The 12,371-nt window shown below is 37.5% G+C and carries 11 protein-coding genes and 1 tRNA gene; 10 read left to right on the top strand and 2 right to left on the bottom strand.

The window, feature by feature from the left end:
• The first annotated feature begins 189 nt into the window (after positions 1-189).
• Genes ACYIAJ_RS01530 through ACYIAJ_RS01520 form a run of 3 tightly spaced genes read left to right on the top strand, consistent with a single transcriptional unit; the run spans position 190 to position 2,416 of the window.
• Positions 190-924, top strand: a complete 735-nt coding sequence (locus ACYIAJ_RS01530) for a basic amino acid ABC transporter substrate-binding protein (protein ID WP_483564296.1) — start codon at positions 190-192, stop codon at positions 922-924.
• 18 nt (positions 925-942) lie between these two features.
• Positions 943-1,707: an ABC transporter permease subunit gene (locus tag ACYIAJ_RS01525; RefSeq protein ID WP_174786576.1), complete on the top strand. Its 765-nt coding sequence runs from the start codon at positions 943-945 to the stop codon at positions 1,705-1,707.
• A complete protein-coding gene (locus ACYIAJ_RS01520; RefSeq protein ID WP_483564211.1) occupies positions 1,694-2,416 on the top strand; it encodes an amino acid ABC transporter ATP-binding protein in 723 nt (240 codons plus the stop codon). The genes ACYIAJ_RS01525 and ACYIAJ_RS01520 overlap by 14 nt, the downstream gene beginning before the upstream one ends.
• 137 nt (positions 2,417-2,553) lie before the next feature.
• Here the strand turns inward: ACYIAJ_RS01520 and fabB are convergent, their stop codons facing one another.
• Positions 2,554-3,765: a beta-ketoacyl-ACP synthase I gene (fabB, locus tag ACYIAJ_RS01515; protein WP_174797173.1), complete on the bottom strand. Its 1,212-nt coding sequence runs from the start codon at positions 3,763-3,765 to the stop codon at positions 2,554-2,556.
• A 280-nt stretch (positions 3,766-4,045) separates the two neighbouring features.
• Between fabB and ACYIAJ_RS01510 the strand changes: the two genes are divergently transcribed.
• Positions 4,046-5,311 carry a putative DNA modification/repair radical SAM protein gene (locus ACYIAJ_RS01510; RefSeq protein WP_483564210.1) on the top strand — a complete coding sequence of 422 codons (1,266 nt, stop codon included), beginning with the start codon at positions 4,046-4,048 and terminating at the stop codon, positions 5,309-5,311.
• Positions 5,312-5,314: 3 nt separating this feature from the next.
• Entirely contained in the window at positions 5,315-6,130 is an 816-nt protein-coding gene (locus ACYIAJ_RS01505; protein WP_483564209.1) for a TIGR03915 family putative DNA repair protein, read from the top strand.
• 106 nt (positions 6,131-6,236) lie between these two features.
• Here ACYIAJ_RS01505 and ACYIAJ_RS01500 read toward each other — a convergent pair whose 3' ends face one another.
• Positions 6,237-6,995 (bottom strand): MlaA family lipoprotein, encoded by a 759-nt coding sequence (locus tag ACYIAJ_RS01500; protein WP_174786579.1) that lies wholly within the window; start codon positions 6,993-6,995, stop codon positions 6,237-6,239.
• Between the two features lie 125 nt (positions 6,996-7,120).
• On the opposite strand from ACYIAJ_RS01500, the gene ACYIAJ_RS01495 reads away from it, so the two are divergent.
• The 5 genes from ACYIAJ_RS01495 (at position 7,121) to tal (ending at position 12,297) form a co-directional block, all read left to right on the top strand.
• Positions 7,121-7,192: transfer RNA gene (locus tag ACYIAJ_RS01495), tRNA-Arg, on the top strand.
• 935 nt (positions 7,193-8,127) lie between these two features.
• Complete coding sequence (locus ACYIAJ_RS01490) at positions 8,128-8,370, top strand: FeoA family protein (RefSeq protein WP_483564208.1); 243 nt, start codon at positions 8,128-8,130, stop codon at positions 8,368-8,370.
• Positions 8,367-10,691 carry a Fe(2+) transporter permease subunit FeoB gene (gene feoB, locus ACYIAJ_RS01485; RefSeq protein ID WP_483564207.1) on the top strand — a complete coding sequence of 775 codons (2,325 nt, stop codon included), beginning with the start codon at positions 8,367-8,369 and terminating at the stop codon, positions 10,689-10,691. Before ACYIAJ_RS01490 ends, feoB begins: the two co-directional genes overlap by 4 nt.
• Positions 10,692-10,768: 77 nt before the next feature.
• Positions 10,769-11,005 (top strand): FeoC-like transcriptional regulator, encoded by a 237-nt coding sequence (locus ACYIAJ_RS01480; protein ID WP_160403885.1) that lies wholly within the window; start codon positions 10,769-10,771, stop codon positions 11,003-11,005.
• Between the two features lie 341 nt (positions 11,006-11,346).
• The gene (gene tal, locus ACYIAJ_RS01475; protein WP_483564206.1) at positions 11,347-12,297 is read left to right on the top strand and encodes a transaldolase; all 951 of its coding nucleotides are present in this window, start codon (positions 11,347-11,349) and stop codon (positions 12,295-12,297) included.
• Positions 12,298-12,371 lie beyond the last annotated feature (74 nt).

Below are 12,371 nucleotides of genomic sequence, written 5' to 3'. Positions count from 1 at the left end.
GTGTTTTTGTTCAAAAAACTCATCCGAAACCATCTTTACTTCCCCCTACAACCAAAAACACTATCATCAATGCATCTTATTTAAATATTAAGTTGCAATATTTTGTTCAAAAGTTATCATATTTTTCCATTTATTTACAATTAGGAAGCCATGATGAAGTCTTTTTTTTCGTTAATCTTTGCTAGTAGTATGCTTGTTTTTAGTGCTTTTTCTTATGCTGATGAGCCAACTTATGTGGTTGGTGCAGGTGGGACTTATCGTCCATTTGAGTTCGAAAATAGCCAACGTGAGTTAGAAGGCTTTGATATCGATCTGATTAAAGCAATTGCAGATGCTGAGCATTTTAATATTAAGCTGATTAATACCCCTTGGGACAGTATTTTTGCAAGTCTAAATAATGGTGAGCGCGATATTATTATTTCTGGAATTACAATTACCGATAAACGTAAAAATTCAGTTGATTTTTCGTTACCTTATTTTCCAGCAGAACAAGTTATTGTGACTCAACAAGGGTCAAATATTACCGCGCTTACTGATTTGAATACCAAAACAGTAGGGGTTGTTAATGGTAGTACGGCTGATGTTGTTGTCTCGAAAGTTTTAGGTCGTAATAGCCGCGCTATTAAGCGTTTTGATAATACACCGCTTCTTTTACAAGATTTGTATGAGCAAGGTATTGATGCCGCTGTTAGTGATGTTGGGGTAGTTAAGTTTTATATCAAAATGCATCCCGGTAAGGATTTTAATTTGATTTCTGATTCAAATTTTGAATCTCAGTATTTTGGTATCGCTGTTGCTAAAGGTAACCAAAAGTTAAATGATAAAATCAATGCAGGGCTTAAAAAAATTGTTGCTGATGGAACTTATAACAAAATTTATCGCAAATGGTTTGATGACAACGTACCAACTTTACCAATTAATTAATTTGGGCAATAGGTTTTAGTGATGGGATTTAACTGGGATATTATACAAGATTATCTACCGCTGTTTATTGATGGTGCAATAATGACAGTGACTTGCACTGTTGTTTGTGTAGTGCTTGGTACTTTTTGGGGCTTAATATTAGGAATTGGTCGGGTTGCTCAATGTCGGCATGGTATTTATAAATATGTGCTGTGTGTGTTGGTTAAGTGGCCGGTGAAAATTTATGTTAGTGCCTTTCGTGGTACGCCATTATTTGTGCAAATTATGGTGACTTATTTTGTTGTTATGCCATTTTTGTTACATCCTAATAACGGTATTTTGGTGTCCGATTATTTGATTTCGCCAGAAGTTGCCCGATATTTACGTGTTCAATATGGCGCGTTTATTTCGTGTATATTAGCAATTACGTTGAATGCTGGTGCTTATATTTCTGAAATATTCCGTGCCGGCATTCAATCCATCGATAAAGGGCAAATGGAAGCTGCCCGATCGCTGGGTATGGGGTATGGCAGTACAATGCGCAAAGTTATTTTGCCACAAGCCTTTCGCCGAATGTTACCGCCTTTGGGCAATAATGCGATTGCTATTTTAAAGGATTCATCATTAGGTTCAGCTATTGGGCTTATTGATTTGGCTTATGCGGCTAGAACTGCGGGTGCCGCCAATGCGGTTTATGCTGAACCTTATTTTATTATTTCGATTGTTTATTGGTCTATGACGTTTTTATTATCACTCCTTGTGAAATATATGGAAAAAAGGTTAGGCAAAAGTGATTCACATTAAAAATCTACAAAAACAGTTTGGTGATATCCATGTATTGCGTGGTATTACGTGTGATATTCAAGAAAAAGAGGTCATTTCGATCATTGGGCCATCGGGTTCGGGTAAGAGTACTTTTTTGCGTTGTATTAATGCGTTAGAAGATATCACATCGGGCGAAATTGTCGTTAATGGTTTTAAAGTACATGACCCTAAAACCAATATTAACCAGTTACGTGAATCGGTAGGTATGGTGTTTCAGCGTTTTAATCTGTTCCCCCATATGACGGTATTGCAAAATTTGATTTTAGCACCAATGGATGTCAAAAAGATGGCGAAAACTGATGCTATTGCTAAAGCTGAAAGTTTGCTTGTTAAAGTCGGTTTGATTGATAAGATCGACGCTTACCCAAGTCAATTATCTGGAGGTCAACAGCAACGCGTGGCAATAGCTAGGGCTTTGATGATGGAACCAACAGTGATGTTATTTGATGAACCTACATCGGCGCTTGATCCTGAACTCGTTGGTGAGGTGCTTGCTGTCATGAAGTCGTTAGCGCAAGAAGGCATGACTATGATTGTTGTTACCCATGAGATGGGTTTTGCACGGGAAATGTCCAGCCGTGTGATTTTTATCGATCAGGGAATTATTCAAGAGCAGGGCTCGCCCGAGCAGATTTTTAAATATCCGCAAAATGAACGTACTAAGCTATTTTTGAGTAAGGTGCTATAACTGTTAATATAGTTATTGCTGTTTTTAGGTGTTCCTTTTGTCAGCAGTAAGTTGGTTAGTCAGTGGCATTATTTAGCAATAAAAAAAACCGTTCATTACAGAACGGTTTTTTTTATGAATATCGTTAAATTTACTTATTAACCCTTGTATTTTTTCATGACAATTGAGGCATTTGTACCACCAAAACCAAAGCTATTTGACATGACAGTGGTAAGTTCACGTTCGGTTGGTTCAGTAATAATGTTCATACCAATTGCTGCGTCATCAAGTTCATCAATATTTATGCTTGGCGTAATAAAGCCATGTTCTAACATTAATAATGAATAGATAAGCTCTTGTGCACCAGTTGCACTTAATGAGTGACCTGTCATTGATTTAGTTGATGAAATCGCTGGAATGTTATCACCAAATACTTGTTTGATTGCCCATAACTCTTTGACATCACCCACTGGGGTTGATGTGCCGTGGGTGTTGATGTAATCAACCGGAACATCTAAATCTTGAATAGCAAGTTGCATACAACGCATTGCGCCTTCGCCTGATGGGGCAACCATATCATGCCCATCTGATGTTGCACCATAGCCAACAAGTTCGCCATAAATATGAGCACCACGCGCAAGGGCATGTTCTAATTCTTCAACAACAACCATGCCGGCACCACCTGCAATAACAAAACCATCACGGTTTTTATCATAAGCGCGTGATGCTTTTTCTGGATTGTCGTTATATTTGGTTGATAAAGCACCCATAGCGTCGAATTCACATGACATTTCCCAGCACAGTTCTTCGCCACCACCAGCAAAAACGATATCTTGTTTACCAAGTTGAATCAGTTCGGCAGCGTGACCAATACAGTGAACCGATGTTGCACAAGCAGATGTCATTGAGTAGCTAATCCCTTTGATTTTAAATGGGGTTGCTAAACAAGCCGAAATCGCCGATGACATTGATTTGGTTACAGCATAAGGACCAACACCACGTAGGCCTTTTTCTTTCATGCCAGCAACGACATTGTATTGTGTTTTGGTTGAGCCACCATAACCAGCAATTAAACCAGTGCGAGGGTTAGAGACTTGTTCTGGGGTTAATTTTGCATCTTCGATAGCCTGTTGTAAAGCGAGATAACCATAAATAGAAGCATCATTCATGAAGCGAACAACTTTGCGATCAATCAGTCCTGTTGTGTCGAGCTTGACATTCCCGCATACATGGCTACGCATTCCGCTATCTTTCATTTCTTGGGAAAAGGTAATACCGCTACGACCGATTTTTAGTGATTCTAAAACTTCTTTAGTATTATTCCCAATACTTGAAAGAATTCCTAACCCTGTAATTACAACACGTTTCATTTACTATTTAGCTCCTAAGTTATCTGGCTTCATACAAAAAAGTGCGTTGATTATAGCGTACACTTGTAAGCTGAACAATACCTTGGCGTGTTTTTTATTTGTATCTGTAAATATCACCTTGATATTTAAATAAATAAAGCAATTAAGCTAAATAGAACAGCTTAATAAAGCGACTGTAAAGAGTTCGAATGATCACTATTTTAACTAGCAATATTTGCTTGCCAAGCTTTATATGATTGCTGTACACTGTATAAATAAACAGTGTTTTAATGAGTTGAATATGTCCGAAAAAATAATAACTAAACTTGAAATATTAGCCGAATCAGCAAAATATGATATTTCTTGCTCGTCAAGTGGCGCATCAAGAAGTAATAAAGCTAAAGGTATCGGTAATGCACATAAATCTGGTATTTGCCATACCTTTACTGCCGATGGAAGATGTGTTTCGTTACTTAAAATTATGCTGACAAATTATTGCATGTTTGATTGTGCTTATTGTATTAACCGGCAAAGTAATGATATTCCAAGAGCAGGCTTTACTCCGCGCGAGCTGGCCAATTTGACCATTGAATTTTATCGCCGTAATTATATTGAAGGTTTATTTATCAGTTCGGGGATTGTTCGAAGCCCAGATCACACCATGGAAAGAATGATTAGAGTGGTAAAGATTTTACGTGATGAGCATGGCTTTAATGGCTATATACATATGAAAGCGATCCCCGGTGCGAGTAATGATCTAATTAATCAAGCTGGCTTATTAGTTGATAGGATGAGTGTTAATTTAGAAATTCCAACCGAAGAAAACCTTAAATTACTCGCGCCCGATAAAGATCATCAAAGCATCTATCAACCTATGCGCCAAATTCATCAAAATGTGATAGAAAATATTGAAGATCGCAAAAAATTTCGATCCACACCCAAATTTGTACCTGCAGGGCAAAGTACTCAAGTTATTATTGGTGCGACAGATGAGTCGGATAAGCAAATTTTGCAATTAACCGCTAAACTGTATAAACGACCAAGTATGAAGCGAGTTTATTATTCGGGATTTATTCCGGTAAATGGTTACGACAAACGGCTGCCTGTTGTGCAAGAAGTACCAAGAGTGCGCGAAAACCGTTTATATCAAGCCGATTGGTTATTGCGTTTTTATGATTTTAATGTCGATGAAATTGTTAATGATCAATATCCCGATCTGGATTTAACGGTCGATCCTAAATTGGCTTGGGCAATCCGTAATCCGCAGTACTTTCCAGTTGATGTTAATCGTGATAGTTATCAAAAAATATTACGAGTGCCAGGCATTGGAGTTAAGTCTGCCAAGTTAATTGTGATGGCAAGGCGTCATCGAAAGCTTACTCTTGACGCGCTTAAACGCATTGGCGTTGTTTTAAAACGTGCACAATTTTTTGTTGTTTGTCACGAAATGAGAAAATTTAAATTACTCAATTCATCGGCCGAATATATCCGACTTACGTTGCAAGATCCGCCTTTGCTAGAAGATAAACAGACAAATACTCCACAGCAACTAGTGATGGGCTGGTAAATTATGCTGGCGTTTTATTATGATAAGAGCTTTGAGAGCTTGCTTTGTGCTGTGTTTGATGCTTTTAAACTCAAAAAAATGCCTGAATGCTTATTAACCACAGGGGAGGTTGAGCCGTTGTTAGTGTCTGATAGGCATCATGTTGAATTTTGCAATGCTAAATATGAACGAGTACGGGTAGCATTAATTAACAAGATTAGCAAAGTTGCGCTTAGTCAGTTGATGTATGTTTGGCTATCGGAATTGCCTGAAAGTGATTTAATTGTTTTTCGTTACATTTGTAAGGTATTTAAATCCTCTAAATCAATCGAAACTGATTTTGCCGATCAAGATGTGCTAACTGTGCATGATATTGCTAAAAAAGTGAGCCGAGAACGGCATCGAGTGATGCAATTTGTACGCTTTAATGCCATCAATAATCCACTTAAAGATGTTGTTGAGTCTAACGATAGGGAAGATAAGATCTATTTTTCGATCATTGCACCTATTTATAATGTTTTGCCGTTGGTGCTTAAATTTTTTAAAGAGCGCTTTGCTGATCAAAAATGGGCAATATATGATGAAAAGCGTGAATATGGTTATATCTATAATTTACACGGGATTGAACCGGTTTCGCTTATTGATAAAGATGATCTGATAATCAATAGCCAAGTTAATCAGCAGTATCTAACCAAAGACGAAGCGCTATTTCAAACCATGTGGTTACGCTATTGCAATGCGTTAACCATCAAAGAACGCATCAATCCTAAATTACAGCGCCAGCAAATGCCAAGCCGATTTTGGCATTATCTGCCAGAAATGAAACCAATATCGAAATAAATAGGTAAATAAAAGTGACTAAATTAGCGTCATCATAAGTAAAAGACCATAAAAAACCGCCAATTAATGACGGTTTATTTAATACAACGGCATAATTTAATTAAAGCTATTGTGAATCGATATCATTAATAACATCATTAATCGATTCTTCCCGTTGTTTTTGCTTGCTTTCGTCCACTTTACCACCCGATGCCACAAAGTCATTACGTTGGAAGTAAGCATTACGCATAAAGTTATAAGGATCATCGCTATTTTTAATTAAATCTTCATACTCGATCGCGACCGCACGTGCTTCAATACCGTCAAACGCACCACGCACTAACGCCCATTGCCAATCTAACCAAACAAGTGGTGGATAAAGAGAGTCAACTACGCTACCACCTTCGTTTCTTAACGTTGCTGATCCATAAAACGGTAACACAACATAAGGGCCATAAGGTACATCGTAATGGCCTAGTACATCACCAAAACTCCGTTTGCCACCTTTTTGTAATTGTGGATCTGACATACTAGCAACATCCATTAAACCCGCAAAACCGAAAACGGTATTTAAAAAGAATCGAGCTAAATGCGTGCCTGCTTTATGAACATCACCTTGTAATAAATTGTTCACCATTGAAGCGGGTTCAGAAAGGTTAGAGGAAAAGTTAACCACACCTGTACGAACAGGGGATGGGACGTAATCTTTCCAAGCGACTGCCGTAGGGCGCAAAATATAAGGATCAAGCGCATAGTAGTTAACATCAAACATGGTTTTGTTAAAGCCAGATAACGGATCACTATAGGAATTATTTTCGGCCTGATAAGTAGCGCAACCTGTGAGTGCCATTACAGAAAACATCATACCAACGATTCGTTTTTTCATAGTATCTTCAATTAAAAGTAATGAGGTTAAATTTGAGATAATTGTATCATGATTACCTAAAATAAAAAATTTTTCGTTATTTAAATGGCATTATCTTTGTAAATTTATTAAAATGAGCCCCCTATGACCTCATAGTTAAATGGATATAACGAGCCCCTCCTAAGGGCTAGTTGCAGGTTCGATTCCTGCTGGGGTCAAAATTCTACTCAACTATTCTATTAGCGGTTAAATTTACGCACTACCCAAAAATCTAAAATACAGCTAACCTTTTTTTTATTAAAAAAAACTAATAAAAATAACAAATTAAAAGTAACCTATAAAAAAGGGTTTTATAAAACAAAAATCCTATTTGCCTTTTGCAAAATCGGATTATAGTATATTGGCTTCTAGTTCACCGCCGCGTGGGTGGCAAATTAAATTAAAATAAAATCAAATAGATAATTATAAAAGTATAATAATCTTTCCAAAAACGATGGTTATGTTGTTTGTCTTACTACTGCGTCAGAATGTGCCGACAACAGAGCGAGGTTATTCTCCGTCTGGAACGATAAATTTGTCTGGAACAAATTTGACACCTGAGTGTAGCCGAAAGCCACATTCTGCAGCGATAGCGTGAGATTGCTAAGGGCATTCGCTTTAATTCCCTTAGCTCGAACGTGGTCACTATAACTATTTTGTTCACCAAAGGTCAAAACGTCCGAAACCACCGTACCCAATTTATTCTATTCACCAACCCAAAAAGTTATTATTTTATCCAAAAATCGGTCAGAAAAGGTATTGATTTTATTAAAGTTTTTTTGCCGTTTTTCACAAGAAAACACGGTTAACCACTTAATTTTATTAAAAAATAAATACGATACCAGAGCAACTTTTATAAAAACAATAGCGCTTTTAGAACATTTGAAAGCTATTGTTAAGATTTATTTGACAGGTATAAAAGGCAAAACCGAATGAGTTTTAATTTGAGTTTTCTATGGTTTAGCTATTTTTTCGTTTTTTTTACTTGTTATTTATTGTTATTGAGAATAATTCGCATTTTTACACTAAAAATAACTCTGATTTTTTTTAAAATATGCATCTTTAATTTAAACGATTACTTTTATTAATACTATCGTTATTTTTAGGAAGCATAATGTCATCTTTTACCCTTAACCAGTTACCTTTAAGGCGCGAGGCGGTAATTACTCGATTATTACCTGAATCGTTACCCTTTCGTCGAAAGTTGCTTGCAATGGGCATTACGCCGGGTTGTAAGGTTTTGGCTGTGCGCGTTGCGCCACTTGGTGATCCAATTGAAATTAAAATGCGTGGATTTGCACTTTGTTTACGTCGTAAAGAAGCGCAAGCCATTGAAGTTATGGAGGTAAGTACGTGAAGTTAGCATTAATTGGTAACCCTAATTGCGGTAAGACAACGTTATTTAATGTACTAACGGGCTCAAAACAGCGAGTAGGGAATTGGCCGGGTGTAACCGTTGAGCGTAAAACTGGTATATTCACTTATCATCATACGCAATATGAAGTTATCGATTTGCCCGGTACGTATTCGATTGAGCCAGATCCGCTTAGTGTTTCGCAAGATGAACTTATTGCGCGCCAATTCGTGCTGTCCGAAAGTGACAGCCTGATTATTAATATTATTGATGCAACTAATTTGCAACGCAGTTTGTATTTAACTTGCCAGTTGATTGATTTGCAAGTGCCAATGATTGTTGTGTTAAATATGATCGATGCTGTTAAAGCCATGGGCGAACAGATTAATGTTGATTTGTTGTCGACTTTGCTCGGTTGTCCGGTGGTGGCAATATCATCTCGTCAAAAAATGGGTTTACAGGGCTTTTATCAACAAATCGAAAACATGGTAATACGTCCATATACTGCACAGCCATCGATTGATCTGCTTGGCGATGATCAGCAAGCGGTGATTCAACGTTATCTTTGTGATCTGCCTGAAGATAGCGTTGTGCGCCAATTTAATCGCTGGCAATTGATAGATGCCTTATTAGATGATTCGCGCTATCGCTTATCACAATGTGAAACCAAAATGTTAGCGGACTGCCGATTGTCGCTTGCAAAATGGTGTGATAATGAAATCGATGTGGCACTTGCTAGCGCTCGTTATGACACGATTGATGTAATTTGTAAAAAAGTCATTGAGAAACCGCGTGAGCTTAGCCGTCATTTTTCTGATAGATTAGATAATATTACGTTAGGGCGTATTACTGGGATTCCATTCTTTTTGCTAGCTATGTATGCCATGTTTATGGTGGCAATTAATTTTGGAGCGGTGTTTATTGATTTTTTTGATGTGCTTTTTGGTACTATTTTTGTTAATGGCACAACCGAGCTACTTCACACTATCAATGCTCCAAATTGGATTACAGCTATTTTAGCCAATGGTATTGGTCGCGGCATTCAAACTGTTTCAACGTTTATTCCTGTTATTGGGGCGATGTTTTTTTGTTTGTCGTTTTTAGAAGATTCTGGCTATTTGGCGCGTGCAGCAATGGTTATTGATCGGCTAATGCGCAGTATTGGTTTGCCGGGTAAAGCATTTGTGCCAATGCTTGTGGGGTTTGGCTGTGGTGTACCAGCCATTATGGGCACGCGAACGCTAGAAAGCACACGTGATCGCATTATGTCGATTTGTATGATTCCTTTTATGTCCTGTGGGGCAAGGTTGTCGGTCTATGCATTATTTGCAGTAATATTCTTCCCTAAAAATTCCTCTATAGTGGTGTTTGCGTTATATTTGTTAGGCATAGCGGTGGCAATGGTGACGGGCTTTGTGCTCAAATTTACTTTGTTAAAAGGTTCACTCACACCATTTATTATGGAAATACCTGTGTATCGTATTCCGACTTTAAGTAGTCTAATTAGTTTGACTTGGCAGCGCTTAACGTCGTTTATTTTTAGAGCGGGTAAAGCTATTGTGTTGATGGTAACAGTGTTAAGTGTGCTTAATTCATGGGGAAGCGATGGTTCGTTTAAGCAAGAAAGTTCGCAAAACTCTATGCTTTCTGTTGTTAGCCAAAAAATCACGCCTGCATTTGCACCGATGGGAATTAACCATGATAACTGGCCAGCAACAGTAGGTATTTTTACGGGTATTTTTGCTAAAGAATCGGTAATTGCAACACTCAATTCGCTTTATGCTATCGATGATGATAACGAGCAAGCCGAGCCATTTAGTTTGTCGCAAGGAATTTTAGAGGCGCTAGCAACCATTCCGAAAAATTTGGCGAGTTTGTCGAATGCAGTTTTAGATCCGTTAGGATTTAACACTGCTTCACAAGATATGGATTCACTACAGGTTGATTTAGCGGTGGATTCGACAACAATTTCACAAATTAAAAATGGGTTTGGTACCCCTTCAGCTGCGATGAGTTATTTAATTTTTATTTTACTTTATACTCCTTGTGCTGCAGCGTTGGGCGCAGTTTATCGCGAAGCTGGTTTTAAGTGGATGGTATTTGTGGCAATTTGGACTTTTACCGTTGCGTGGCTTACGGCAACTATTTATTATCAATGTACGTTACTTGGGCATTCGCCTGTCGCCGTTTGGTGGCTAATGGGGTGCAGTGCATTTATTGTGGTAGTGGTACTGCTTATGCGTATTTTGGGGCAATATTTGCCTTTTAATCAACCAACAGCGCCAAATATATCCCATTGTAACAAATCATCATGCTGTCAGTAAATAAATGGCTGGCTAATTTGTAAAATATAAATAGAGGAAAAGTATGCAGGAATCGCCCTGCAACTTTGGTTATGGCTATGTTAATAACATCAATTCGTGATTATGTACAATTAAAAGGTCGTGCACCATTGCAAGATATTGCCAGACACTTTCACTTACCCGAAAGCGCAACTGAGCAGATGTTACGTTTTTGGATCAAAAAAGGCGTGATAAAATTGATAGCGCAAGATCAGCCACTGCCTTGCCAAGCTAATCAGTGCCGTTCTTGTATAAGTTGTGGTTTAACCAGTCAACTTGAATATGTTTGGGCTTAAGCAATTAAATTATAATTTAGCGAATTTTTAAATCTGCAAATTTTTTTGTTAAGCATTTTGTCGATCTAAAGATCGATTAATGCAAATTAATCCTAATTTGATTTTGTGATTTAATTCACATAATTGAATTTATTTGTACGCTAAAAATAGCAAACATAACTAATATTAGTGAGTGATAATGTTACGGTAAAGCTTGATTCCGCCTTTTTTGCTTGCATTTTACTGTGTTTTTTTTGAACACAACCAAGATGAATCATCATCCAATGACAAAGTCGTTTTATTATGGAATAAATGTTATTATACTTTACATTATAATAACACGCTGTATGAGGATAAAAAGTATGAGTCAATTAGATGAATTTAAAAAATTAACTGTGGTGGTAGCTGATACGGGTGATATCGATTCGATTAAGCAGTTTTCTCCCGAAGATGCAACAACGAATCCCTCTCTTGTTTTGAAAGCAGCACAACTTCCTCAATATCGCAATTTAATTGATTCTGCAGTGCAAACCGCTAAAAAATTAGGTGGCAGTAAAGAACAGCAGTTAGTTAATGCGTGTGATCAAGTTGCGGTGAATATTGGTGCCGAGATTTTAAAAATCGTTCCAGGACGAATTTCAACCGAAGTGGATGCGCGTTTGTCTTTCGATAAACAAGGTTGTATTGAAAAAGCGCGTAAAATCATTGCACTTTATCAAGAAAAGGGCATTGATAAGTCTCGTATTTTAATTAAGATTGCATCAACATGGGAAGGTATTAAAGCAGCAGAAGTACTTGAAAAAGAAGGTATTAACTGTAATTTGACGTTATTATTTTCGTTCGCGCAAGCGCGTGCCTGTGCTGAAGTCAATGCCTTTTTAATTTCGCCATTTGTAGGGCGTATTTATGATTGGTATCAAGCTAAAAAACCAATCGATCCTTATGTGGCTGATGAAGATCCGGGCGTTGTTTCTGTGCGTAATATTTTTAATTATTATAAACAACATGGTTATAAAACAGTTGTGATGGGTGCAAGCTTCCGTAAAGTCGATCAGATCTTGGCATTAGCCGGTTGTGATAGGTTAACAATTTCACCTAATTTACTTGCCGAAATGCAACAATCAAATGCGTCTGTTGTGCAAAAACTTAATCCAAATCAATCTTTGGTTGAGCGCCCTGCACCAATGACCGAAGCTGAATTTAGGTGGCAACATAATAGTGATGCCATGGCAGTTGAAAAATTAGCCGAAGGCATTCGCGCATTTGCCGTTGATCAAGGAAAATTAGAAGATATGATTGGCGCACTGCTATAATCATTTGCACATGATAGGGGAGTTAGCTCCCCATTTTTATACTAATTTTTGTTAATTTAACTAATTATTTTGCA

This window comes from Gilliamella sp. X-46 (assembly GCF_057063525.1).
The sequence above is the reverse complement of the archived record's forward strand: the minus strand, read 5'-3'. Positions and strand labels throughout refer to the sequence as shown.